The organism is Hymenobacter sp. UV11, from assembly GCF_004684095.1.
GTDB lineage: Bacteria > Bacteroidota > Bacteroidia > Cytophagales > Hymenobacteraceae > Hymenobacter.
Window position 1 is genome coordinate 158838 of the sequence record NZ_SRII01000009.1, and the last position, 26349, is coordinate 185186.

General features: G+C 61.8%; 14 protein-coding genes. 11 read left to right on the forward strand and 3 right to left on the reverse strand.

What is annotated here, in order from left to right; all coding sequences use genetic code 11:
* Positions 1 to 55: 55 nt before the first annotated feature.
* Positions 56 to 649 carry a gluconate 2-dehydrogenase subunit 3 family protein gene (locus E4631_RS18090; RefSeq protein ID WP_133655668.1) on the reverse strand — a complete coding sequence of 198 codons (594 nt, stop codon included), beginning with the start codon at positions 647 to 649 and terminating at the stop codon, positions 56 to 58.
* A 19-nt stretch (positions 650 to 668) separates the two neighbouring features.
* Positions 669 to 2345 (reverse strand): GMC oxidoreductase, encoded by a 1677-nt coding sequence (locus tag E4631_RS18095; protein WP_133655669.1) that lies wholly within the window; start codon positions 2343 to 2345, stop codon positions 669 to 671.
* A gap of 425 nt (positions 2346 to 2770) precedes the next feature.
* Between E4631_RS18095 and E4631_RS18100 the strand changes: the two genes are divergently transcribed.
* From E4631_RS18100 to E4631_RS18150, 11 genes are all read left to right on the forward strand, one after another.
* The gene (locus E4631_RS18100; RefSeq protein ID WP_166647929.1) at positions 2771 to 3367 is read left to right on the forward strand and encodes an RNA polymerase sigma factor; all 597 of its coding nucleotides are present in this window, start codon (positions 2771 to 2773) and stop codon (positions 3365 to 3367) included.
* Between the two features lie 118 nt (positions 3368 to 3485).
* Positions 3486 to 4523 (forward strand): FecR family protein, encoded by a 1038-nt coding sequence (locus E4631_RS18105; protein WP_133655671.1) that lies wholly within the window; start codon positions 3486 to 3488, stop codon positions 4521 to 4523.
* Positions 4524 to 4743: 220 nt separating this feature from the next.
* Positions 4744 to 8133, forward strand: a complete 3390-nt coding sequence (locus E4631_RS18110; RefSeq protein ID WP_166647930.1) for a TonB-dependent receptor — start codon at positions 4744 to 4746, stop codon at positions 8131 to 8133.
* Between the two features lie 115 nt (positions 8134 to 8248).
* Entirely contained in the window at positions 8249 to 9751 is a 1503-nt protein-coding gene (locus tag E4631_RS18115; RefSeq protein ID WP_133655673.1) for a RagB/SusD family nutrient uptake outer membrane protein, read from the forward strand.
* A gap of 153 nt (positions 9752 to 9904) precedes the next feature.
* Positions 9905 to 12325 carry a glycoside hydrolase family 3 C-terminal domain-containing protein gene (locus E4631_RS18120; protein WP_133655674.1) on the forward strand — a complete coding sequence of 807 codons (2421 nt, stop codon included), beginning with the start codon at positions 9905 to 9907 and terminating at the stop codon, positions 12323 to 12325.
* A gap of 150 nt (positions 12326 to 12475) precedes the next feature.
* A complete protein-coding gene (locus E4631_RS18125) occupies positions 12476 to 13918 on the forward strand; it encodes a glycoside hydrolase family 30 beta sandwich domain-containing protein (RefSeq protein ID WP_133655675.1) in 1443 nt (480 codons plus the stop codon).
* 216 nt (positions 13919 to 14134) lie between these two features.
* Complete coding sequence (locus tag E4631_RS18130; RefSeq protein WP_133655676.1) at positions 14135 to 16432, forward strand: glycoside hydrolase family 3 C-terminal domain-containing protein; 2298 nt, start codon at positions 14135 to 14137, stop codon at positions 16430 to 16432.
* Between the two features lie 168 nt (positions 16433 to 16600).
* A complete protein-coding gene (locus E4631_RS18135) occupies positions 16601 to 18667 on the forward strand; it encodes a beta-galactosidase (protein WP_133655677.1) in 2067 nt (688 codons plus the stop codon).
* 51 nt (positions 18668 to 18718) lie between these two features.
* Complete coding sequence (locus E4631_RS18140) at positions 18719 to 21586, forward strand: TIM-barrel domain-containing protein (protein WP_133655678.1); 2868 nt, start codon at positions 18719 to 18721, stop codon at positions 21584 to 21586.
* 191 nt (positions 21587 to 21777) lie between these two features.
* On the forward strand, positions 21778 to 23106 hold the full coding sequence (locus tag E4631_RS18145) for a gluconate:H+ symporter (protein ID WP_133655679.1): 1329 nt from the start codon (positions 21778 to 21780) through the stop codon (positions 23104 to 23106).
* Positions 23107 to 23282: 176 nt separating this feature from the next.
* Positions 23283 to 24167: a DUF1080 domain-containing protein gene (locus tag E4631_RS18150; RefSeq protein WP_133655680.1), complete on the forward strand. Its 885-nt coding sequence runs from the start codon at positions 23283 to 23285 to the stop codon at positions 24165 to 24167.
* 26 nt (positions 24168 to 24193) lie between these two features.
* Here E4631_RS18150 and E4631_RS26590 read toward each other — a convergent pair whose 3' ends face one another.
* Positions 24194 to 26347: a sensor histidine kinase gene (locus E4631_RS26590; RefSeq protein ID WP_240735045.1), complete on the reverse strand. Its 2154-nt coding sequence runs from the start codon at positions 26345 to 26347 to the stop codon at positions 24194 to 24196.
* Between the last annotated feature and the right edge of the window lie 2 nt (positions 26348 to 26349).

The window sequence follows — 26349 nt, forward strand, 5'->3', positions numbered from 1 at the left end:
TGCTTCGGCAAGCTCAGCATGACGTTCTTTATAAAGTGCACTAGCGTTTTCTAACTCAAGAAGTAGCCCAGGCGCGGTCGCCCTTCTTATAAGGCACGTTGCCGTCGTATTTGCCGGGCACGGGCAGGTAGCGCAGGGCCTGCGTGGCGCCCACCTCGGAAGTGAAATAGCCGAGCAGCGTCAGCTCCTTCATCATGCGGAAGTAGTGGCCGGGGTCATCCTTACGCTGGTTTTTGGTAAACTCCTTCTGCTCAGCGTCGAGCTTGGTGAGCACGGCCGTGCGCTGGGCGGGGTCGGCGGCCATGAAGGCTTTGCCAATCTGCTTCTGGCTGGCCTCGTCGAGCTTGGTGAGGCCGGTGAGGAAGATTTGCTGGTCGGCGGGCGTATAGCAGTCGCGCACCATCACGAGCATAAAGCTGCCGATTTTGGCGGCTTTAGCGCCCGGCGTTTTGGTGGCGGGCAAGATGGTTTCGCCCACCTCATCGAGCGTACTCAGCTGGGTTGGGCTGAGGGCGAATTTAGTGGCAGTTTCCCCAGCTGTGGAGCTAGTACCGGCCGGCGAGGAGCAGCCGGTGAGGAAAAATTCGGCGCCAATCACGGTGCCGCCCATCAGGACGGCCACGCGGGCGAGGGCATCGCGGCGATTCATATGGGTGGGAATTAGCAGGTTAGATGTTTTGCTTCTTGAGCTCGCTCACAGCGTGGTCTACGGCGCGGGCCGTGAGGGCCATGTAGGTGAGCGAGGGGTTTTGGCAGGCGGCCGAGGTCATGGCGGCGCCGTCGGTCACGTACACGTTGGGCGCGTCCCATACTTGGTTGTGAGAGTTGAGTACCGACGTTTTGGGGTCCCTACCCATGCGCGCGGTGCCCATCTCGTGGATGCCGCCGCCCATGGCGTAGCCGTTGTTGTAGGTCTTTACGTTCTTCAACCCCGCCTTCTCCATCATTTCCTGGGCATCGTTCATCATGTCGATGCGCATTTTCTGCTCATTGTCGCGGATTACGGCATCCATCGCCAGCACGGGCAGGCCCCACTTGTCCTTCTTGGTTTTGTCGAGGAACGTGCGGTTGTCGTGGTAGGGTAGCGTTTCGCCAAAGCCCGTGAGGCCCATCGTCCACTTGCCCGGTTCGGTGAGCGCGTCCTTAAAATCGCCACCAATGCTCATCTCCGGAATCTCGCGGCTCCAGCCCTCGCGGCCGGCGCTGCCCTGGTAGCCAAAGCCGCGGATGTAGTCGCGCTTATCACCAAACAGGTTGCGGAAGCGCGGCACGTAAATGCCGTTGGCCCGGCGGCCGTACACATATTTGTCGTCGTAGCCCTCGGCTTCGCCGTGCGCGCCTACCCGGAAGTGGTGGTCCATCAGGTTGTGGCCCAGCTCGCCGCTGCTGCTGCCTAGGCCCTCGGGCCACACGTCGGTAGCCGAGTTCATCAGCACCCAGGCCGAATTCAGGGTCGAGGCATTGAGAAAAATAACCTTGGCGTAGTACTCAACCGTCTGGTTGGTTTCGGCGTCGAGCACCTCTACCCCCTTCGCCCGCTTGGTATCCTTGTCGTAGAGGATTTTGGTGACAATGGAGAATGGGCGCAGCGTGAGGTTGCCGGTGGCCACGGCGGCCGGCAGCGTCGATGACTGCGTGCTGAAATACGCCCCAAACGGGCAGCCCAGCCAGCATTTATTGCGGTACTGGCAGTTCACGCGGTTGTGGTGCGGCTGCGTGATGTTGGCCGTGCGGCCGATTACCATGCGCCGGTGCTCGTAGTTTTTCTTGATGCGGGCGGCCACATCCTTTTCCACCACATTCATGTTCATGGGCGGCATAAAGTCGCCGTCGGGCAGCTGCGGCAGGCCGTCGCGGTTGCCGCTGATGCCCGCAAATTTCTCCACGTGGCTGTACCAGGGCGCCAGCTCCTTATAGCGAATGGGCCAGTCCACGGCAATACCGTCCTTGAGGTTGGCCTCGAAGTCGTAGTCACTCAGGCGGTACGACTGCCGGCCCCACATCAGCGAGCGGCCACCCACGTGGTAGCCCCGAAACCAGTCGAACGGCTTCACCTCCACGTAGGGGCTCTCCTTTTCATTTACCCAGTACGAGAGGTTGCTCTCGTTGAGGGTGTAGTCGCGCTTGAGCACCGGGTGGTCCTCAATCATCTGCTGGGTGCGGCCACCGCGGTGGGGCAGCTCCCAGGGTGCCTTATTGGCATTAACGTAGTCCTTGATATGCTCGATGTTGCGCCCGCGCTCCAGCATAATCGTTTTCAACCCCTTCTCGGTCAATTCTTTGGCGGCCCAGCCACCCGAAATGCCCGAGCCAATGACGATGGCGTCATACGTGTTTTTGTCCATGAAACTACTACTAGGAAGTGGGTGGGAATAAAAGATAAGCACGTGACAAGAACCAGCACCTTAGGCGGCGAACCGCAGTACTAAAGCAGTGGGTAGCGGGCAGCAGAAGGCCCAAATGGCATGGCAATGTAACAATGCGGCGCACATTAAGCCGCGGTGGCGTGGCAGCATTGCCCCTACCGTATCTAACCAGGCTTTATCCTGATAAAGAAGGGGGTAGGGCGGGTAGCGGTAACTATCTACCCGTCAAACTTAAGTAGAAAAGGCATTTATGCTACAATTTTTTTCCTAAACAGCCGGGCTTCATCGCAGCTGCACTCTATAATCCGTTTACTTGCAACCTCCTATTGCTTTACCAGCATCTACTGGTACATTTACTACACTTTGCGCTAGATTTCTATTCCTACCCCTACTTTTCTAGTCCCGTGAGTTCGCCAACGTTACGCGCGTACAATTCCTGGTCCGACGAGGCACTGCTCACCGCGCTGCTCGCCGACGACCGTGATGCTTTTGCCGAGCTATATGAGCGGCACTGGTACCGCGTGTTTGCCCTGGCCTACCGCAAGCTTAAAGTACGGGAAACGGCCGAGGAGCTGGTGCAGGACTTATTTGCCATGCTGTGGCAGAAGCGCCGCGAGCAGGCCATCGAAAACCTGGAACACTACCTTGCTTCGGCTATCAATCGGCGCGTTATCAGTCATTTGCGCAGCACCCAAGTACGCACTGCTTACGCCGACTACTGCCGCTGGACGCAGGCCGAAGCCACCCGGGAAACGGAAAACGACCTGGCCGCGGCCGACTTGTACGAAGCCTTCACCAAAGCTCTGCTGCACCTGCCCGAGCAATCGCGCGAGGTATTTCGGCTGAGCCGACTAGAGCATTTTTCGGTGCACGAAATCTCGCTGCACCTCAATTTGTCGGCCAAGGCAGTTGAATATCACCTCACCAAGTCGATGCGGCTGCTGCGCAGCCACTTGCGCGATTTTGTTGTACTGGTTCTCGTTTTTTTATTGGCGCAGTAGCTTTCCGGGTCAGCAGCACGTTTTTGAAAAGAAAAGGTTGCTGTTTTTGAAAAAAAAGTGGGTGGTGCTTTAGGGATGGGGAGCAGTTGCGCGTCTATCCTTTCAGACGCCCCGCCCCATGATGACCCAAGCTGATTTCGACGCCATGCTCCAGCGCTACCTCGACGGCCAAAGCCGCCTTGGCGAGCAACGCCTGGTAGAGCAGTGGAGCGAGCAGCTGGGCCGCGCCGGGCACCAGCCCCTACCCCCCCACCTGCGGGAGGAAGTGCGCACGGCCATGTGGCAAAACATTACGGCGCGCACGGCCGAGCCGGCAGGCCCGGTGGTGCGGCCCCTGTGGCCCGCCGGCAGCTGGCGCAAGCCCGCCCTGCGCTGGGCCGCCGCCGCCCTACTGACTGCGGGGGCGGGGGCGCTAAGCTGGTGGCTACCCCGGCACCAAGCGGCTGGCCTGTCCCAAGCAGCGCCCCCGCGGTGGGTGCAGCGCACCAATAAGGGTTCGCAGCCCACGGCGCTGCGCCTGGCCGATGGCAGCCTGGTCAACTTGTACCCCCACAGCAGTGTGCGCTACCTCACCGGCCTGGTGGGCCAGCGGCGGGAAGTTTACCTCGCGGGCCAGGCGTGCTTTAAGGTTACCAAGGACCCAACCCACCCCTTTTTGGTTTATACCGATAAGCTGGTGACGACTGTATTGGGCACCAGCTTTATGGTAACGGCCTATGCCAACCAGAAAAATACCGTGGCTGTGCGTGAGGGCCGCGTGGCCGTGCAGCGCCGCCAGGGCGCCGAGCTGGCGGCTACCCCCGCCCACCCAGCCGCCGCCGGCCTGCTGCTGCTACCCAACCAGCAGGCTACCTACTCGGCTTCGACCAAGGAGTTGGCCAAAAACCTGGTGCGGGAGCCGGTTCAGCTCACTGCCGAGCCGCTCGACTTCCACAACCGACCCGTGGCCGAAGTGCTCACGGCGCTGGAACATGCCTACGGCGTCAATATCGTGTATGACCCGGCCAAGCTGCGCGACTGCACCATCACGATAAGCTTCGGAGATGAGTCGCTGTTTGAGCAGCTCGATACGCTTTGCAAAGCCTTGGACGCCAAGTACAAAATGGCTAATAACGCCCAAATACTATTTGAAAGCAGCGGCTGCAAAGCCAGCTGATAGTAGCCTACCCTCTCGCATCTCGTGCCCGGCCTTGCAATTGGCAGCCCAGGCTCCTACCCCGCCACGCTGCCGCCCCGCGTACTAGTCATCACTTTCTTTTAACTCCCACCACAAACGATTCCGGCGAATGAAAAACAGCCTACCCCCCCAGCGAAGCTACTGGCGCCCCACTGGGGTGCTCGCGCTTCACCTCTGCCTGGCCTACCCCCTCACCGGGATGGCTGCAGAACACGCCTCGGTCAAGACGCAGATTGTGCTGGACCAGAAAATAACTATGCGGGCCGAATATCAGACTATTGAGTCGGTACTCACCCAACTAGAGCAGCAGCTACACGTACGGTTTGTGTACAGCCCTACTCTCATCGGCGCCAACCGCAAGGTGACGCTGAAGGTGGCCGACAGGCCCTTGACGCAGGTGCTCGACGAGCTGCTGGCCCCGCGTAAGATTCAGTACGAAGTGCGCAAAAACCGCATTGTGCTGAGCCAATCGAAGCTAGCCAACGTGCCCGTGTCAGGCCGCGTGACGCAGGCCAACGGCGAAGGCATACCCGGTGTAACGGTGCTGGTAAAGGGTACCAGTATTGGTACCTCAAGCGATGCCAACGGTAACTTCACCCTGAGCGTACCCGAAAACAGCACCCTGGTATTCAGCACGATTGGCTACACTGCCAGGGAAGTTGCCATTACGGGGGCCAACGCTAGCCTGGCAATAACGCTCCAGGAAAACGCGCAGGCTCTAAACGAAATTGTGGTAGTAGGCTACGGCACGCAAACCAAAGCCGACGTAACCAGCGCTATTTCTTCGGTATCGAGCCGCGAGATTTCGGCCGTGGCGGTAGCCGACCCCGCACAGGCCATTCAGGGCCGGGCGGCCGGCGTGCAGGTAGTATCCAACGGTGGCTCGCCGGGTGGGCAGGGTGGTACCTCCATCCGGGTCCGCGGCATCACCTCGGCCGGCAACAACTCGCCGCTCTACGTAGTGGATGGCTTTCCGCTGCCCGCAGCCTATGACGGCAATGGCAACCCATCGGGCACGGAGATTAACAACATTAACCCGAATGACATCGAAACCATCGATGTGCTGAAGGATGCCTCGGCTACCGCCATCTACGGCCTGCGGGCCGCCAACGGCGTAGTACTGATTACGACCAAGCGCGGCAAGGCCGGTGTTTCCAACGTCAGTATCGATGCTTATGCGGGCGTCCAGAACGTATGGCGCCAGCCGGGCCTGCTCAATTCGCAGCAGTATGCTACGCTCAACAACGAGGCCACTACCAACTGGAACGCGCAGAATGCCAGCGACCCGACTTTCTCGCCCGCGCCGTTCAACTCCCGGTTTAACACGCCCGCCAAAATAGCGGCCCTACCCTCCACCAACTTCCTGGACCAGATTTTCCGTCCGGCCCGGATTCAGAACTACTCCGTTTCGGCCACGGGGGGTAGCGAGAAGGCGCGCTACGCCGTAAGCGCCGGCTACTTCCAGCAAAACGGTACCATCATCGGCTCCGATTTCCAGCGCTTCACGCTTCGCACCAACGGCGAGGTGAACCTGTCAAAAATCTTCAAAGTGGGTAACACGATGGCCTTCAGCCACCAGGAAGAGCACCCACTGAACGGCGAAAACGACGAATTTGGCGGGCCTATTCAGTTGTCCATCCAAGCGCCTCCTTTCCTGCCCGTGTACCAACCCAATGGCAACTTTTATGAGTTTGGCAGCACGGCAGAAGACAACTTTGCCGAGGAAAACCCGGTGACGAAGGCGCTACGCGCCAGCAACCGCAACAACCGTAACCGCGTCACCACCACGTTCTACGCCGAGCTGGAGCCCCTGACCGGCCTGCGTTTCCGTACTAGCATTGGGGCAGACCTGCAGTTCAACCAAAACGACCAGTTCAATCCTTCCCTGCCAGGGTCGGCAAAGTACACGACCCAGAATGCCTCTGCCAGCAGCGGCTCCAACTACCAGCCTAGCTACCTGATTGAGAATACGGCCACTTACAACAAGACCATTGGCACCAATCACCGCCTGACCTTCCTACTTGGCCAGTCGGCGCAGCAGTTCGACAACTTCTACCTGGGTGGCAGCCGCACCGGCTACCAAACCAACACTCTCCAGATTCTGGACTCGGGTCCGATTAACGCTTTTATAAGCAATTACGGCGGCAACAGTCAGAGCCGACTACTCAGCTACTTTGGGCGCCTGAACTACGATTTTGCGGGCAAGTACCTATTCCAGGCCATTGCCCGCTTCGACGGTTCGTCGGCCTTTGGCCGCGAGAATAGCATTGGCTTCTTCCCCGGTGTATCGGCGGGTTGGCGCATTTCGGAGGAAAACTTCCTCAAGGACGTGAGTGCCATCAGCAACCTCAAGCTGCGCCTGGGTTACGGTAAGGTAGGTAACCCGCTGAACGCGGGCGCTTTCGCCTACACGGCGCTCATCAACTCTTCGGTTAGCTCGTATGGTGGGCCAGGCACGGGCTACGTATTCGGCACGGGCGCACAAAACCTGGTGCAGGGCAGCGTACCAACCCGCCTGCCCAACCCCAACATTGCCTGGGAAAACAATATCCAGTATAACGTGGGCGTGGACCTGGGCCTGTTCCAGAACCGGGTAAGCGCCACAGTTGACCTGTACACCCGCACCTCGCCCAACCTGTTGCTGTTTGTGCCGGCAACCTACATTTCAGGTACCCGCGAGGCGGTAGCAACCAACGCCGCCGCCTCTAGAAACCGGGGGGTTGACCTGTCCGTGACCACCAACAACTTCGTGGGTTCCGGCGACGCCTTCACCTGGAGCACTACCCTGAACATTTCAGCCTACCGCAGCCAAATCACTTCATTGGGTGGCGGCGCGCCCTTCCCTGGGCAGGGCATTCGGGGGGGGGGTAGCCTCACGCGCTTCGATGTAGGCCAATCCGTGGGCCAGTTCTACGGCTACGTGGCCGATGGCATCATTCAGACCAGTGATGAGCTGGCAGCGCTGAACACGAAGTCGCCAACCGGCTTCTACCAGGCTTCCGGCACCCGGGCTGGCGATATCAAGTTTAGAGACCTGAACGGCGACGGCGTAGTAAACGGCGACGACCGCACGTTCATCGGCAATCCGAACCCGAAGTTCACGTACGGCCTCAACAACACGTTCGCTTACAAGGGCTTCGACCTGAGTGTATTTATACAAGGCTCGCAGGGTAATGACGTATACAACCTGAACCGCTACTACCTGGAAGGTTTCGGCTTGGCAGCAGCCTCCAACGGGGGTACCATTACCCTGGACCGCTGGACTGGCCCCAATACGAGCAACTACGTCCCCCGTGCCGTGTTGCAAGACCCGAACCAGAACAACCGCGTGTCGAGCCACTTCATCGAGAACGGTTCCTACCTGCGCGTTAAGCTGCTCACGCTGGGCTACACGCTACCCCAGTCGCTGCTGACGACGCTGCACAGCCAGCGCATCCGCATCTATGTAACGGCCCAAAACCTGGCCACCATCACCAACTACACCGGGTTTGACCCGGAACTGGGCAACCAGGGCAATAGCCTAGGCGTTGACCGCGGTATTTACCCACAATCCCGCGTCTTTCTGGCCGGGGTAAACATCGGCCTCTAAGCAGGAACTGACGGTTAGTGGCTGGCAATAAACCGGCAAGCGAACTGACTGCTCCCCACTAACCGTTATCGCTTAGCCAGCCTCTTCTAATTCTGACTCTTAATTTCCCACATTGATGAACTCCCTATCTTTAAAAAAGCGAGCCCTGGGTACTACGCTGCTTACGCTGGGGCTGTTTGGCACCAGCTGCACCAAGGACTACCTGGAGCTGCAGCCGCGCAACCAGGCCTCGACGGAGACTTTTTACACAACCCAGACGGCTGCCATTCAGGCCACTAACGCTGCGTATGCGCACCTGCAACAGGCTGGTTTTGTAAACCACGCGCTGTGGATAATGGATATTATGGCCGACAACTCTACCACCGGCGGCGGGGGTGGCACCGACGGTATCGAGTTTCAACAGGTGGATAACTTCTCCATTCCGCCCAACAACGTCAACACTACTGACCTCTTCCAGCGGGCCTACCTGGGCATCGGGGCCGCCAACCAGGTGCTGTTGCACGTACCGGATATCACGGTCATTGACGCAGGCATCAAAAGCCGGTCGTTGGGCGAGGCGCAGTTTCTGCGGGCTTTGTACTACTTCTACCTGGTGCGGACCTACGGCGATGTACCCCTGGTGCTGACCCCCGCCGCGAGCCCCGCCGCCGCTAACAGCGTAACCCGCGACCCGGCTGCAATGGTGTACACGCAAATTGTTACCGACCTGACCGACGCCATCAAGAACCTACCCCTACCCTCAACCTACTCAGGCGACGACATTGGCCGGGCCAGCAAGCTGTCGGCAATGGGCCTTTTGGCTAAGGTGTACCTCACGCAGGGCAACATGTCCAGTGCGGGCACGCAGGCCGATGCCACCATTACTGCTGCCCTGGCCGACGGCAAAAAGCTGTGGCCCGACTACGCCGACAACTTCAAACCAACCAACGAAAACGGCCAGGAGTCACTGTTTGAAGTGCAGTTTAAGAGTGGCCAGAACGCCTACATCTTGGAAGGGCCAGGCTCGGCCATCAACGAGTTCTGGGGTGCCCGCTTCTTCGGCAACCCCTACGTAGTGAGCAATGGTGGCTACGGCTACAACATTCCCGAAAAGGAATTTGTGGACGGCTACGAGGCCGGTGATAAGCGTAAGGCTTCAACCGTGTTCGTGCCCGGCGACCTCTACACCGACGGCCCGTTGGATGCGCAGGGTAAAGTGCAGGTGCAGCCTGCCAGCCTGCAGGGTAGCCCCAACGGCTACAACATTCGTAAATTCTACGCCGGTGGCTTATCCACCATCTGGGACTCGCCCTTGAACGTGCCCATTCTGCGCCTCTCCGAGATGTATCTGATTAAGGCGGAGGCCGGCGGTACCGGTGCCCTAGCAGCCCTCAACACGGTACGCAGCCGCGCGGGCCTGCCTGCCGCTACCAACACCAGTCAGGCTACTATTCTAAATGAGCGCCGCTACGAATTTGCCTTCGAAATGGACCGCTGGTATGACCTGAAGCGTACGAAAACCCTACTTAATAATCCCAGACTGCTTTCCAAGGGCATTAAGCCATTCAACGACCTGCTACCTATTCCGCAGGCCGAGCGTGACGTGAACCCCAACCTGACGCAGAACCCCGGCTACTAACCGCCCATTGCCTAGTATTTTCTGATACTGAACGTCATGCTAGCCCTCGGGAAGCATGACGTTCGCTTTTCGGGCCGCTGCTTTTACGATGCTGGCCGGGCGGCCCTACCCCCTGCGCCAGTACCCAACCCGTCTATTTCCCACCCTGCTTATATGACTAAGGAAACAATCATTCCGACGGCCCGGTGGGCAGTGGCCGCGCTCGGCCTACTCGGCGCTACTGCCTGCTCGCAATCGGGCACCACGAATACCGGCCAGGCTGGCACGGGCCAAGCCGATTCTTCCCTACCCCAGCTCGGCAAGGCCAGCCTGCAAGACGTGCTGGCTGCTCTTACCACCGAGGAAAAAGTGAAGCTGGTGGTGGGTATGGGCTTTTACCCGTCGGGCTTCCCGGAAGGAATGCTGCCACCCGGCGACCCTGGCGACCGCGAGGTGCCCGAAAAGGTGCCCGGTGCGGCCGGCCGCACCCACGCCATTGCGCGGCTGGGCATTCCGTCGCTCACGCTCTCGGATGGTCCGGCGGGCGTGCGCATCGACCCCATTCGGGGCCAGGACAGCACCAGGACGTATTATGCCACGGCGTTTCCGGTGGCCACGCTGCTGGCCAGCAGCTGGGACACGACCCTGGTGCGGCAGGTGGGGGTAGCGTTTGGCAGCGAGGTGCGCGACTTTGGCATTGATGTGCTATTGGCGCCGGGCATGAATATTCACCGCAACCCGCTGGGCGGGCGCAACTTCGAGTATTATTCTGAGGACCCACTCATTGCCGGCAGCATGGCCGCCGCGCTGGTGGGCGGCATTCAGAGCAACGGCGTGGGCACGAGTATCAAGCATTTCGCGGTGAACAACCAGGAATTCAACCGCATGCAGCTCAATTCGCACGTGAGTGAGCGGGCCCTGCGCGAGATTTACCTGAAAGGCTTTAAGCTGGCCGTGCAGCGCGCCCAGCCCTGGACGGTGATGTCATCTTATAACAAAGTAAATGGCACCTATACCTCGGAAAGCCCCGACCTGCTGACCGAGCTATTGCGCAAGGAATGGGGCTTTCGGGGCCTGGTGATGACCGACTGGTACGGCGGCCACGACGCCGTGGCCCAGCTAAAAGCCGGCAACGACCTGCTGGAGCCCGGCACCCATGCCCAGACCGAAGCCATTCTGGCGGGCCTCAAAAGCGGGCAGCTTACGACGGCCCAGCTCGACAGCAACGCCATTCGGGTGCTGCGGCTGGTGCTGAAATCGCCCACATTCAAGGGCGTGAAATTTACCAGTAAGCCGGCTCTAAAAGCCGACGCCACGGTGGCCCGCCAGGCCGCCGCCGAGGGTATGGTGCTGCTACGCAACGAGGGCGCTGCCCTACCCCTATCCGCTGGCCGCAAGGTGGCGTTATTCGGCACCACGTCTTATAACCTGATTGCGGGCGGCACGGGCAGCGGCGACGTCAACCGCGCCTACACCATCTCCGTTGACCAGGGATTGAAAGAGGCCGGCTACGCCCTGAACGGGCCGCTGAGCCAGGCGTACGCGCAGTATCTGAAGACCGAGAAGGCCAAATTTCCCAAGGTTAAGAACATCCTGGCGCCGGCGCCGGTCATCCCCGAAATGGCGCCTTCGGCGGCGATGGTGCAGCAGCAGGCCCAGGACAACGATGTGGCCGTACTCACGCTGGGCCGCAGCGCTGGCGAGGGCGGCGACCGCAAGGTGGCCGGCGACTTTACCCTGACTGCCGCCGAGCAGGCGCTGCTCAAGCAGGTGGCCACGGCCTTTCACGCCAAGGGCAAGAAAGTGGTGGTGGTGCTGAACGTGGGCGGCGTGACCGAGGTAGCCAGCTGGCGCGCCCAGGCCGACGCCATCTTGCTGGCCTGGCAGCCGGGCCAGGAGGGCGGCTACGCCGTGGCCGACGTGCTGAGCGGCAAGGTGAACCCCTCGGGCAAGCTGGCGACTACCTTCCCGGTGAGCTACGCCGATATTCCGTATGGGGCCGATTTTCCGGGCAAGCTGCTAGCCGGCGTTAAGGGCGGAAACTCGTTCATGGGCGCACCTTCGGAAAACACTTACTCGGAGGGTATTTACGTGGGCTACCGCTACTATAGCACGTTCAAAAAGCAGCCGGCGTATGAGTTTGGCTACGGCCTGAGCTACACCACTTTCGGTTATGGGGCGCTGAAACTGAGCGCGGCCTCGTTTGGCAGTTCACTCACGGCCAGCGTCACGGTGACGAATACCGGCAAGGTGGCCGGCAAGGAAGTGGCCCAGCTGTACCTGAGCGCCCCGGCCGGCCAGCTCGACAAGCCGGCCAGCGAGCTTAAAGGCTTTGCCAAAACCAAGCTGCTCGCCCCCGGCGAGTCGCAGACGCTGACCTTCACGCTGAAGCCCAGTGACCTGGCTTCTTTCAACACGGCCTCGTCGTCGTGGGTGGCCGATGCGGGCACCTACACGGTACTGGCTGGGGCGTCGTCCTCAAACATTAAGCAGCGCGCGACTTTCCAGCTGCCCGCCGCGCTGGTGGTGGAGAAAAGCCGGCCACTGCTGGCCCCGCAGGCGCCCGTGGCGGAGATGAAAATGGCGCGAAAATAACCTAATGGCCCGGCCTCGCCAGGCCGTCATGCTGAGCTTGCCGAAGCATCTCTACCGCGTAACTAGCCTCAAACGTCAGTAGTTACTTACGCGGTAGAGATGCTTCGGCAAGCTCAGCATGACGGCCTGGTAAAACCTCAAAACTGCTTTATGAAAAGTCTCCATATCCTGACGTTGGCCGCCGCGCTGGGGGTAGGGCTGGGTAGTGCCCAGGCGCAAACTCGCGCCGAGTGGGTGGCCACCACGGCCGCCGCTGGCTGGGTGGCGCAGCCGGCGCCCAAGCTGACCGCCAGCACCGGCGCGGCCGATGCCGAAATCGTGCTTTCGCAGCCGCTGCAAACCATGCAGGGATTTGGGGCGTGCTTTAATGAGCTGGGCTGGACCTCGCTGAGCGCCCTACCCCCCGCCGACCGGGCGAAGGTGATGCGCGAACTATTTGCGCCGGGCGTGGGAGCCAACTTCACTATCTGTCGGATGCCGATTGGGGCCAATGACTTTTCGCGCGACTGGTACTCGTATGACGAGACGCCCGACGACTTTGAGATGGCCCACTTCAGCATTGCCAATGACGAGCAGACGCTGATTCCGTTCATCAAGCAGGCCCAGCAGTTCAACCCGAAGCTGGCGCTGTGGGCCTCGCCCTGGAGCCCGCCTACCTGGATGAAGTACAACCACCACTACGCCGCCGCGGCCGTGCTGCCCGAATACCGCAAGGCGTTTCCGACGCTAGCCGAAAACGGCTTGCCGGTGGACCGCCAGGGCAAGGAGGGCCACAACCTGTTCATTCAGGAAGACAAGTACTTCACGGCCTACGCGCTGTACTTCGCCAAATTCATCGAAGCCTATAAAAAGCAGGGCATTACGGTGGGCATGGTGATGCCGCAGAACGAGTTTAACTCGGCGCAGGTATTTCCGAGCTGCCCCTGGACGGCCGCCGGGCTGGCGCGCTTCGTGGGCTACCTGGGGCCGCAGATGCAGCAACGCCAGACGCGCATATTCTTCGGCACCATGGAACGAGCCAACGAGGCGCTGGTAGACACCGTACTGCGTGACCCGCGCAGCCAGCCCTTTATTGAGGGGGTAGGGTTTCAGTGGGCGGGCAAGGGCGCGATTGCGGGCATTCACCAGCGCTACCCGGCGCTGGCGCTCTACCAAAGCGAGCAGGAATGCGGCGACGGCCAGAACGACTGGAAGTACTGCGAATACACCTGGGGCCTGCTAAAACACTATATCGGCAGCGGCGCCAACGCGTATATGTATTGGAACATCTCGCTGAAAAAAGGTGGCATCAGCCGCTGGGGCTGGAGCCAGAACTCGCTGGTGACGGTGGACGAGGCCGCCCGCACCTACCGCTATAACCACGAGTATTACCTGCTGAAACACCTAAGCCACTACGTGCAGCCGGGGGCGCGGCGGCTGGCTACCAGCGGCGCCTTTACGAATTTGCTGGCTTTCCAAAACCCCGATAAAAGTGTGGTGCTGGTGGCGCAGAACGAGCGCGACACCGACCAAACCGTGCGCTTTCGGGTGAGCGGCCGCACAGTGGCGCCGTTGCTGCGGGCGCATTCTTTCAACACGCTGGTTTTGAAATGATGGCTTTTTTCAAGCATTTTACTAGCATATAATGCTCATCCGTCGTCCATATAGTGACGCATTTCGCGTGCAGCAGTAATCTTACCCGTCAACGACGAGGCGGGCAAGATGCTGCACTACGTGGACGATAGATGAGCCTGACAACCGATTTTTAACACGCTTTCTTAAAAGGTTTTTCTTCGGAAACCGCCCTACCCCCTCTTTATTTCCCCTCTCATGCCCTACCCCTTTTCCCGCTTCGCAACCGTGCTCGGCACCGCCCTATGCTGCGTAGCCGGCCCGGCTTTGGCCCAAACCAAACCGGCCAAACCCCTGAAGCCCGCGGCCGGCGCCAACCGCCAGGCGCTGCTCACCACCCACGATGCCCAGGTTAATGCCCTGCTCCAGAAAATGACGCTGGAGGAAAAGGTGCACATGCTGCACGCCAACTCGGCTTTCGCAGCGGGCGGCATTCCGCGCCTGGGCATCCCGGAAATCATGACTTCAGACGGCCCACACGGCGTGCGCCCCGAGCAGGGCCGCGACTGGCGTGGCGTGAAGGATGCCAACGACGCGGGCACCGCCATGCCCACCAATAACGCCCTGGCCTCGACCTGGAACCGTAGCCTGGGCTACACCGCTGGCACGGTGCTGGGCAGCGAGGCCAATGCGCGCGGCAAGGATATCATCCTCGGGCCGGGCGTCAACATCATCCGGGCACCGCTGAACGGGCGCAACTTCGAGTACTTCAGCGAAGACCCCTACCTAGTGAGCCAGATGGTGGCAGGCTACATCCAGGGGGTGCAGAGCCAGGGCGTGTCGGCCTGTGTGAAGCACTACGCCCTGAACAACCAGGAAACGCACCGCGACGATATCGACGTGGAGGTGAGCGAGCGGGCGCTGCGCGAAATCTACCTGCCGGGCTTCAAGGCGGCCGTGGAGCAGGGCGGCGTGTACTCGCTGATGGGCTCGTACAATAAGTTTCGGGGCACCTACGCCACCGAGAATCCGTATTTGATGAACACCATTCTGAAGGGCGAATGGGGCTTCAAGGGCCTGGTAATAAGCGACTGGGGCTCGGTACACGACACCAATGAAGCGCTACGCAATGGCACCGACCTGGAGATGGGCACCGACTTGGTGCTGATGAGCAAGGGCGTGGACCAAAGCGCCGCCGCCTCGGGCGTAACCGGCCAGCCCGACCTGGTGAACGGCAGCAGCAAAAGCCTCTACGACCGCTTTTTCCTGGCCAACCCACTGCTCGATGCGCTCAAAAAAGACCCAAGCCTGGTGCCGCTGGTCGATGACAAGGTGCGGCGCATTTTGCGCGTGATGTACGCCACCCACCAGCTCGGCGACACCAAGCGCCAGCCCGGCGCCTACAACACCAAGGAGCACCAGGCCACCGCCCTCAAGGTGGCCGAGGAGGGCATTGTGCTGCTCAAGAACGAGGGCAGCCTCCTACCCCTGCGCAAAACGGTGAAGACCGTGGCCGTGATTGGGGCTAATGCCGAGCGGGCCAACTCGATGGGCGGCGGCAGCGGCCAGGTAAAAGCCAAGTATGAAATTTCGGCCCTGCAAGGGCTGAAAAACGAGCTGGGCAGCGGCGTGACCGTGACCTACGCGCCGGGCTACACCATTGCCCGCGACCAGAAGGCCGACCCGGCTCTCATTGCGCAGGCCGTGGCCGCTGCCAAGGCTGCCGACGAGGTTATTTTCGTGGGCGGCTCCGTGCACGGCTACGACTATAGCAAGTGGAGCGACAACGCCTACGACGCCGAGGGCGTCGATAAGCCCGACCTCAAAATGCCCTTCGGCCAGGATGAGCTGGTGCAGGCCGTGCTGGCCGCCAACCCCAACACGGTGGTGGTGCTGCTGGGCGGCGGCCCCATCGAAACCGCCGCCTGGGCCGGCCAGGCCAAGGCCATCGTGGAGGCCTGGTACCCCGGCATGGAAGGTGGCAACGCGCTGGCGCACATCCTGTACGGCGACGTGAACCCCTCGGGCAAGCTGCCCGTTACCTTCCCCGTGAAGCTGGAAGACGCGCCCGCCATGAAGCTGGGCGAGTACCCCAGCACGCCCGGCAACCCGCTGAAACAGACCTACAAGGATGACATCTACGTGGGCTACCGCTACTACGACACCTACGGCGTGAAGCCGCAGTTCGCCTTCGGCCACGGCCTCAGCTACACCAATTTTGAGTACGGCAAGCTGGCCGTGACGCCCGGCAAGCAGAGCGCAACCGTGAAGCTGACCGTGCGCAACACTGGCAAGGTGGCCGGCGCCGAGGTGGTGCAACTTTATGTGCACGACGTAAAATCCAGCCTGAAGCGCCCCGACAAAGAGCTGAAAGGCTTCGAAAAAGTACTGCTGCAACCCGGCGAAGCCAAGACCGTGACTATGCAGCTGCCCGCTGAAGCCTTCCAGTACTACGACGAGGCCAAGAAGCAGTGGGTACTGGAGCCCGGCCAGTTTGAAGTGCGGGTCGGCAGCGCCTCGGACGATATCCGGCAGCGGGGAATGCTGACGCTGTAGCAAAGCCGTGGCGCGTGCCGGCTGCCCCAGGACGGCCGGTGCGCGCCACGGCTTTTTTAACGAGCTTACTGCACAAACGTTTGTGCAGTAAGCTCGTTAAAAAAGCTGCGTTTTAAAAGCATGCGCATCGCAGACAATACTTTTTGTCAGCTTTAAATCAGAACCGTTTTGGCTAAACTTCTTTTTGCCTCCCTCCTGGCTGCCCTACCCCTCACGTTTGCCGCCGCCCAGGCGCCCAAGCAGGATAGGCTGCTCTACGGCGTGGCGTATTACGAAGAGTACCTGCCCTACGACCGGCTGGCGCAGGACGTGGCCATGATGCAGGCGGCGGGCATCAACGTGGTGCGCATCGGCGAATCGACGTGGAGCACGATGGAGCCGCACGAGGGCGTGTTCGACTTTTCGCACCTGGATAGAGTGCTCGACGCTATGCACAAGGCCGGGATTCGGGTCATTATCGGCACGCCGACCTACGCGGTGCCGACCTGGCTGGTGCGCAAGTACCCGGCGGTGCTGGCCACCACGGCGCGCGGGGCCAACCAGTACGGGGTGCGCCAGAACATGGATATTACGAACCCCGACTTTCGGCGGCACGCCGAAATGGCCATCCGGGCGATGCTGGCGCATGTCAAGAACCACCCGGCCATTATCGGCTACCAGGTGGATAACGAGACGAAGTCGTACGGCACGGCCGGGCCGGCGGTGCAGGCGCAGTTCGTAGAGTACATGAAGCGTAAGTTTCCGTCGCTGGATGCGCTCAACAAGGCCTACGGGCTGGATTACTGGAGCAACCGCATCAACAGCTGGGAAGATTTTCCGTCGATGGTGGGCACTATTAATGCCAGCCTGGGCAGTGAGTTTGCCCGGTTTCAGCGGAAGCTGGTGACCGACTACCTGGCGTGGCAGGCCGGCATTGTGCGCGAGTACAAGCAGCCGGGGCAGTTCATCACCCATAATTTTGACCTTGACTGGCGCGGCTACTCGTTTGGGATTCAATCGGAAGTGGACCACTTCGCGGCGGCCAAGGCGCTGGATGTGGCGGGCATCGACATCTACCACCCCAGCCAGGACCAGCTTACGGGCGCCGAAATCGCGTTTGGCGGCGACCTGACCCGCTCGATGAAGGGGGGGCAGAATTACCTCGTGTTGGAGACGGAGGCCCAGGGCTTTCCGCAGTGGACGCCCTACCCCGGCCAGTTGCACCTGCAGGCGTTCAGCCACCTGGCTTCGGGCGCCAACATGGTGGAATACTGGCACTGGAGCAGTATCCACAACTCGGCCGAAACGTACTGGAAGGGTCTACTGAGCCACAATTTTGCCCCCAACCCGACTTACGACGAGGCCAAGACCATCGGGCGTGATTTTCAACGCCTCAGTCCGCAGCTGGTCAATTTGAAAAAGACGAATAAGGTTGCCATTCTGTTCAGCAACCAGGCGCTCACGGCCGAGGGCTGGTTTAAGAACGGGCTGGGCTACAACGAGGTGCTGCGCTCGTTCTACGACCCGCTCTACCGCCACAACGTGGGCTGCGACCTAGTGGACCCCAGCAGCCCTGACTTCAGCAAGTATTCGCTGCTCATCGTGCCCATGCTATACGCCGCGCCCACCAGCCTGCTGGAGCGCCTGGATGCCTACGTGAAAAACGGCGGCCACTTATTGGTGACCTACCGCAGCGGCTTTTCGGACGACAACGTGCAGGTGCGCACCACCGCGCAGCCGGGCGGCCTGAGCACCGCCTGCGGCGTGACGTACAGCCAATTTACTGTGCCCGAAAACGTGAGCCTGAAGGGCGACCCCTACCAGGCCGGCAAGGACAACCAGGTAACCGACTGGATGGAGCTGCTCACGCCCACCACTGCCCAGGTACTAGCCCGCTACGAGCACCCGGTGTGGAGCCAGTACGCGGCCATTACCGAGAACCATTACGGCAAGGGCCTGGCCACCTACGTGGGCTGCCACACCGCCGACGCCCTGACCGAGAAAATCGTGAGCGAGGCCGTGCGCAAGGCCGGCCTGTGGGGGCCCGACCAGGCTCAGCAGTTCCCACTCATCACGCGGGCCGGCCTCAACCAGCGCGGCAAGCAGGTACATTACTACTTCAACTACTCGGCCGCGGCCGCCACCCTGCCCTACCCCCACCGCGCCGGCCGCGAGCTGCTGAGCGGCACCGCCGTGGCCGCCCAGCAGCCGCTGGCCCTGCCGGCCTGGGGCGTGCAGATAGTGGAAGAAAACTAACCCAAACGCGCCGGGCTCCGCCTGGCTTTTTACCCGTTGAGACTACGTTGTATGCCTAAGAAAACATCCCTACCCCCCCTTTTACTCCTGAGCCTGGCCGGTGGCCTGGCAGCCTTGCCGGCCGCCGCACAGCAGGCGCCGCGGGTGGAGAAAACCGCCACTGGCCTGGTGCTGCACCTGGCCCCGCTCACCGACCAGGACACGCGCACGGTGCGCCTCACGGTGGTGTCAGACCACATTATTCACGTGGAAGCCAGCCCGCTGGACACGCTTTCGACCACCAAAAGCCTGATGGTGGTGCCCCAGACTGGGCCCGCCGCCCGCTGGACGTACCGCGAAAAGAAGGGGGTAGGGACGCTGACCACGCCCGCTATTACGGCCACCGTGACGCTGGCCACGGGCGCCGTGAGCTTTGCCGATGCGCAGGGCAAGCCCATTTTGCAGGAGCGGGCCGGCGGCGGTAAGATTTTCCGGCCCACTGTGGCCGACGGGCAGCCGCTGTACGAGGTGACGCAGGTGTTTGAGTCGCCCGCCGATGAGGGGCTGTATGGCCTGGGCCAGCACCAGAACGGGGTGATGAACTACCGCGGCCAGCCGGTGGAGCTGGCCCAGAACAACACCGACGTGGCGGTGCCCTTCCTGCTGTCGAGCAAGAATTACGGCATTTTGTGGGATAACTATTCCATCACCCACGCCAGCGACACGCGCGACTACGAGGCGCTTTCTACCCTGCAGCTGTACTCGAAGGAGGGCACGCCGGGCTGGCTCACGGCCACTTACAGCAGCAAAAACAACCCGCAGCAGGTGCTGGTGCAGCGGCCCGAGTCGGTGATAAACTACGAGTACCTGGAGGACCAGAAGAACTTTCCGGCCACCATCAAGCTCGGCGATATCAAGGCGACCTGGGAGGGCGCGGTATCGTCGGGCACGACGGGCGTGCACCACTTTTTGCTCAAAAACGCGGGCTACGCCAAGCTGTATATTGATGGCAAGGAAGTGGTGAACAAGTGGCGCCAGGCCTGGAACCCCGGCACGTCGGTGGTGCCGGTGATGATGGAGAAGGGGCGCAAATACACCATTAAATTGGAGTGGGACCCCGACGGCAGCGAGTCGTACCTGGGCCTGAAGTGGCTAAGCCCGCTGGTGGGCCAGGCTGCCCGGGAGTACGGCTTCCGCTCGGAAGCGGGCGCTGATTTGAACTACTATTTTGTGCAGGGGCAGTCGGCCCATGAGGTCATCAGCGGCTATCGGCAGCTGACGGGCGCGGCCCCGGTGTCGCCTCGCTGGTCGATGGGCTTGTGGCAGAGCCGCGAGCGCTACAAGACCCAGGCCGAGCTGCTGGACGTGGCCGCTGAGTTTCGCAAGCGCCAGATTCCGCTCGATAACATCGTGATGGACTGGTCGTACTGGAAGCCCGCCGAGTGGGGCAGCCAGGAGTTTGACCCCAGCCGCTTCCCCAACCCGGACGCCATGATAAAGACCCTGCACGAGCAGGACCACCTGCACTTCATGATTTCGGTGTGGGCCAAGATTTACGAGGGCACTTCGGTGTATAGAGACTTTAAGGCCAAGGGCTACGTGTATCCCCGCAACATTGCCGACGGCACCAAGGACTGGATTGCGCCGGGCTACACTTCGACCTTCTACGACCCCTTCAACCCGCAGGCCCGCCAGGCGTTCTGGAACCTGATGAATACCAAGCTCTTCACCAAGGGCGTGGATGCCTGGTGGATGGACGCCTCGGAGCCCGACATTTACTCGAATACCAACGTGGCTACGCGCAAGGGCCTGATGGCCCCGGCTATTGGCTCTAGCACGCAGTATTTCAACGCCTTCCCACTGCAAAATGCCAAGGGCATTTACGAGGGGCAGCGCGGCACGGCTCCCGACCAGCGGGTGTTTTTGCTGACGCGCTCGGGCTACGCGGGCTCGCAGCGCTACGCGGCGGCCATTTGGAGCGGCGACATTGGCGCGCGCTGGGAGGACTTTAAGAACCAGATTCCGGCGGGGCTCAACTTCTCGATGTCGGGCATTCCGTACTGGACCAGCGACATCGGCGGCTTTGCGGTGGAGCGCCGCTATGAGCACCCCAATGCCACGGACCAGGCCGAGTGGCGCGAATTGCAGGCCCGCTGGTACCAGTTTGGGGCGTTTTGCCCGCTGTTCCGGGTGCACGGGCAGTTTCCGTTCCGCGAGATTTACAACATCGCGCCCGCTGGCCACCCGGCCTACGAGAGCATGCTGTATTACGACAAGCTGCGCTACCGCCTGATGCCCTACATCTACTCGCTGGCCGGGCAGGTGCACTTCCAGAACGCCACCATTATGCGCGGTTTGGTCATGGATTTTGGGGCCGACCCGGCCGTGCGCAGCATTGCCGACGAGTACCTGTTTGGCCCCAGCCTGCTGGTGAGCCCGGTGACCGACTACCAGGCGCGCAGCCGCAAGGTGTACCTGCCGGCCGGCACCGGCTGGTACGACTTTTACAGCGGCCGCCACTACCCCGGCGGCCAGACCCTGACCGCCGACGCGCCCCTGGAGCGCATGCCGCTCTACGTGCGGGCGGGCGCCATCGTGCCCTTCGGCCCCGAGTTGCAATACGCCGCCGAGAAGCCCGCCGACCCCATCACGCTCTACGTGTACACGGGCCAGGACGGCAAATTCTCACTCTATGAGGATGAGAACGTGAACTACAACTACGAGAAGGGTGCCTCGGCCACCATCCCGCTGAGCTACGACGAGCGCAGCAAGACGCTGACCATCGGGGCGCGCCAGGGCTCGTTTCCGGGCATGGCGGCCAGCCGCACGTTTAACATTGTGTGGGTGAGCCCCGACCGCCCTACCCCCGTTGATTTTGGCAAAGCTCCGGCGCAGACGGTGACGTATGCGGGGCAGGCGCTGACGGTGCAGTTGAAGTAAAAACGACTTGTTTTGGCGGGGCGCCTCACCCCCCGGCCCCCTCTCCGAAAAGGAGAGGGGGAGGCAATGAACAGTGGGCAGTGAGCAATTGCTCCTCGCTGATTGCTCACTGCTCACTGACTCTCGGCTCCCCCTCTCCTTTTCGGAGAGGGGGCCGGGGGGTGAGGCGCACGTAAGAACGAACTCCTTATATGACCCTGCTCATCATCCTGCTGGCCGTGCTCGCCCTTATCGCCCTCATCAGCTGGGGCAAGGTGAATGCATTTCTGGCCTTCCTGCTCGTGACGCTGCCCACGGGGCTGGCGCTGGGCCTGCCGCCGGCCCGGCTGCTGGCCGCCGTGCAGCAGGGCCTCGGCGATACGCTGGCGTCGGTGGCGCTGGTGGTGGTGCTGGGCGCCATGCTGGGCAAGCTGGTGGCCGACAGCGGCGCGGCCCGGCAGATTGCGGGCGTAATGGTGGGCGCCTTCGGGCCAGGCAACGTGCAGTGGACCATGCTGGGCGCGGGCTTCGTCATCGGCATTCCGCTGTTCTACAACGTGGGGTTTTTGCTGATGATGCCGCTAATTTTTTCGGTGGTGTATCAGTACCGGCTGCCGGCCCTGTACGTGGGGCTGCCCATGCTGGCGGCGCTGTCGGTGCTGCACGGCTTCCTACCCCCCCACCCCGCGCCGACGGCGCTGGTGGCGCAGTTTCACGCCGATTTGGGCCTCACCTTCGTGTATGGGCTGCTGGTGGCGGTGCCGGCCGTGGTGCTGGCGGGGCCGCTGTACGCGCGCACGCTCAAGGGCATTGTGTCGAAGCCGCCGCCGGGGCTGGTGGCCGAGCAGGCGGCGGCCGGGCCGCTGCCGGGGCGGCTCAATAGCTTTTTATCATCGTTGCTGCCAGTGCTGGGGATTGCAGTGGTGCTGGGTATCAAAGCGCTGGTGCCGGCCGGCGGGGCGCTGGCGGCGGGCCTCGGCTTCCTGGCTGACCCGGGCGTGGTGATGCTGCTGTCGGTGGTGGTGGCCACGTTTAGCCTGGGTGTGGCGCAGGGGCGGGTGGTGCCGGCCGTGATGAGCACCTTCGGGGCAGCCGTGGCCGATGTGGCGCCCATCCTGCTCATCATTGGCGGGGCGGGGGCGCTGAAGGAGGTGCTGGTAGCCAGCGGCGTGAGCCAGGAGCTGGCCGCCAGCCTGCGCGGCACCGGCCTGCCGCCGCTGGTGCTGGGCTGGCTGTTGGCGGGCTTCATCCGGGTGTGCCTGGGGTCGGCCACGGTGGCGGGCCTCACGGCGGCCGGCGTGATGCTGCCCATGCTGGCCCACTCGCCCGTTAACCCTAACCTGCTGGTACTGGCCATCGGGGCGGGCAGCCTGCTGTTTTCACACGTGAATGACGGCGGGTTTTGGCTGTTTAAAGAATACTTTGGCTTGTCGGTGAAAGACACCTTTCGCTCGTGGTCGATGATGGAAACCATTGTGTCGGTGGTGGGGCTACTGGGTGTGCTGGCCCTCGACTGGGCGCTGCCGCTGCTGGGCTTATAAATTATGCTGAAGAAAATAACTCACCAAAAGAACGTCATGCAGACCGCAGGAAAGCATCTCGCGTGCTGCAAATCAAATCGTTGAATGGCACGAACGAGATGCTTCCCTGCGGTCTGCATGACGTTCTTTTGGTGTCGCACCTTTTCCTACCCCCTCTTTTTCTACCTATTTCCCCCATGCAAAAACTATCCATACTACTCGGCGCGGCGCTGCTGTGCACCGCCGCCACGCCCCCTACCCCCCCGCCCACGCCCGGTGGCTGGGAGCGCCTGCTTGATAAAAACCTGAGCCAGTGGCGCACCTACGAAAGCCACCGCCACGTGCCCGGCGATAAGGGCCTGCCGCCCACCAATGCCCAGGGCCAGCCCCTACCCCCCATCGGCTACGATAAGAACGAGGCCAACGTGTTTTCGGTAACCATGAAGAATGGCGAGCCGGTGCTGCGCATCAGCGGCGAGATTTACGGCTGCCTCGTGACGCGCCAGGACTACACCAACTACGACCTCAAGCTGAAGGTGCGCTGGGGCCAGCAGAAGTGGCCACCCCGCCTGCAGGAGCCGCGCGACAGTGGTATTCTCTACAACAGCCAGGGCAAGCCGGGCGTGGACTACTGGCACAGCTGGATGCTGAGCCAGGAATTTCAAGTATCAGAATATCAGAATGGTAACTCGATGGGCGACTACTGGTGCATTGCCAATTCGGCGTCCGACATCCGGGCCCGGCCCGTGCAGGATACCCTGCGCTACGACCCGGCCGCGGCCGCCGTGGCCATGGGCAACGGCGGCCGCAACTTCTGCTACGCCGCCCCCACTACCCCGCCGCCCGCCAACGAGTGGACCGAGCTGGAGCTCATCAACGTGAATGGCCAGAGCGTACATATCGTAAACGGCCACGTGGTAATGGCCGTCAACCATTCCAGCCTCATCACCAAAGGCCAGCGCCAGCCCCTCACCCACGGTAAGATTCAGCTGCAAAGCGAGGCCGCCGAGGTGTTTTACAAAGACATCATGCTGAAGCCGTTGAAGGCGATGCCGGCGCAATACGCCAAGTATTTTAAGTAGGAAGAGGCTAGCGACGCGGCACCACGCTAGGCGGGTAGCCGCAACGTAAACTCGGTGCCCTGGCCGGCCTGGCTTTGTACCGTGAGCGTGCCGCCGTGGCCTTTGGTTACGATGTCGTAGCTCAAAGACAAGCCCAGGCCAGTACCTTCGCCGGTGGGCTTAGTGGTGAAAAAGGGCTGAAATATCTTGGCCTGCACTGCCTCGGGCATGCCCGTGCCGTTGTCGTGCACGCGCACTTCCACGGTGTTGCCCACGCGGCGGGTTGCTACCCCCACCGTGGGCTGGTAGCCTGCCTCGCCGGCCTGCTGGCGCTGCTGCACGGCGTAGAAGGCATTGGTAAACAGATTCAGCAGCACTCGGCCCAGGTCGGGCCCTACCCCCTGCACCAGCGGCAAGTCCGGGGCAAAGTCGGTTTCGAGCGTGGCGTTAAAGCGCTTGTCCTTGGCGCGCAGGCCGTGGTAGGCCAGGCGCAGGTACTCGTCGGCCAGGGCGTTGAGGGCGGTGGGGGCACGCTCGCCGGTGCTGGCACGCGAGTGTTCGAGCATCCCGCGCACGATGCCCGCCGCCCGCTGCCCGTGCTGGCTGATTTTGGTCAGGTTCTGGCCTAGGTCGGCCAGCAGCTCCTCTTGCAATACCGGGTCGGCGGCTGCGCCTTTGGCTTGCTCCTCACGCAGCTCGCTCACCAGCTCGGTGCTCACTTCGGAGAAGTTGTTGACGAAGTTGAGCGGGTTCTGAATCTCGTGGGCGATGCCGGCCGTGAGCTCGCCCAGGCTGGCCATTTTCTCTTTTTGAATGAGTTGATTTTGCGTGGTGCGCAGGTCGGTAAGCGAGCGCTGCAGCTCGCCGGTGCGCTGCGTTACCTGGTGTTCCAGGGTTTCATTCTGGCTGGCCAGCAGGGCTTGCTTATCCTGCTCCTGGGCCAGGGTTTGGGCCGAAAGCTGCTCTACTTCGCCCAGCTTGACTTGCAGCATCTCGGCATCAAGGGCAAAATCGCGGGCCAGAAACAGCGAGATGCCCAGCGCTGGCAGCATGATAATGGGCGCCAGTAGGAGGTTATCCGTTAGCAAGGGCAGGGCCACGCCCAGGATGTGCAGGGCCAGGTAAATCACCACGGTTATCAGCCCACCCACCAACCCGCAGGCGATGATGGGCGCCCCGCGCTGCTGCTGGCGCAGGGCCAGGGCCGTCAGGCGTAGCTGCTCGGCCAGCATCAGGCCCCCAAAGGCCAGGTAGGGATACGTGTATAGGGGCGAAAACAAGGTCAGCTCTTGCACCAGCAGCAGCAGCACCCCGCTCACGACCAGGGCCACGTAGGGCCGGCCGGGCCGAAAGCCGAACAGCGGATACACAGCCAGCACCATCCACATAGCGCTCAGAAAAAGAAAGATATACTCGGCAATCCAGCGCAACATTCCCCAGTTATTGGCCGGCAGCACCCCAAGCGTATCCACCGCGCTATCTATGCACGCAAACCCCAGGGCCAGGGCCAGGGCGTAGCGGGCAAAGTAGCGGTTGGCCTCCTGGGCAGGGTTGTAGTGATAAAACGTGGAGTGCAGCAGGGCGAGCAGCAGAAACACACCCGCCATGATGTAGTATATCATGTTCGTATCGGCCCACTCCGCCTCCAACAGCCGCCGCTGCGGCAGCGTGCGCAGCACCGGTAGCAGCTGCGGCAGCCAGTCGGCCCCGAGCAGCAGTGGGGCGGGCTGCCAGGGGGCAAAGCGCACGGCCAGCACCTGCTCGGCGGGGGCATTGGCGGGCACTTCAATCGGGGCCATCGCCAGGTCCATGGTTAGCCCCCACGCCCGCACTGCCGGGGCCGAAACCAATCGCCCGTTGAGGTACAACGCGGCCGTGCCCAGCCGCCACACATCCAGCAGTAGGGCCCGCTGGCGCAGGCTATCGGCGAGGCGAAAGCGCAGCCGCAGCCAGTACACACCGGCTTGGGCGGCGGGCGGCAGCGCGCGCCGCCGCCGGGTGGGGTCGAGCGGGGCCCAGCGGCGGTCGTCGAAATCGGGCCGGGCCCAGGCGGGGTCGTCGCCGGCGTGGTAGCGCCAGCCTTGGCTGAGCAACAGGCCCGCGGGGGGCAGGCCGCTGAGGAGGGTAGCGGCCGTAGCGGGCGCTTGGGCCAGGCAGCCGCTGGCAGTAAACAGGGCCAGCAGCAGGAGCAAGTGTTTCACGG

Excerpts from the sequence above, each read along its gene's own strand:
- E4631_RS18090 (WP_133655668.1), bottom strand. The coding sequence starts at position 649 with ATGAATCGCCGCGATGCCCTCGCCCGCGTGGCCGTCCTGATGGGCGGC.
- E4631_RS18095 (WP_133655669.1), bottom strand. The coding sequence starts at position 2,345 with ATGGACAAAAACACGTATGACGCCATCGTCATTGGCTCGGGCATTTCG.
- E4631_RS18105 (WP_133655671.1), top strand. The coding sequence starts at position 3,486 with ATGATGACCCAAGCTGATTTCGACGCCATGCTCCAGCGCTACCTCGAC.
- E4631_RS18110 (WP_166647930.1), top strand. The coding sequence starts at position 4,744 with ATGGCTGCAGAACACGCCTCGGTCAAGACGCAGATTGTGCTGGACCAG.
- E4631_RS18115 (WP_133655673.1), top strand. The coding sequence starts at position 8,249 with ATGAACTCCCTATCTTTAAAAAAGCGAGCCCTGGGTACTACGCTGCTT.
- E4631_RS18120 (WP_133655674.1), top strand. The coding sequence starts at position 9,905 with ATGACTAAGGAAACAATCATTCCGACGGCCCGGTGGGCAGTGGCCGCG.
- E4631_RS18125 (WP_133655675.1), top strand. The coding sequence starts at position 12,476 with ATGAAAAGTCTCCATATCCTGACGTTGGCCGCCGCGCTGGGGGTAGGG.
- E4631_RS18130 (WP_133655676.1), top strand. The coding sequence starts at position 14,135 with ATGCCCTACCCCTTTTCCCGCTTCGCAACCGTGCTCGGCACCGCCCTA.
- E4631_RS18140 (WP_133655678.1), top strand. The coding sequence starts at position 18,719 with ATGCCTAAGAAAACATCCCTACCCCCCCTTTTACTCCTGAGCCTGGCC.
- E4631_RS18145 (WP_133655679.1), top strand. The coding sequence starts at position 21,778 with ATGACCCTGCTCATCATCCTGCTGGCCGTGCTCGCCCTTATCGCCCTC.
- E4631_RS18150 (WP_133655680.1), top strand. The coding sequence starts at position 23,283 with ATGCAAAAACTATCCATACTACTCGGCGCGGCGCTGCTGTGCACCGCC.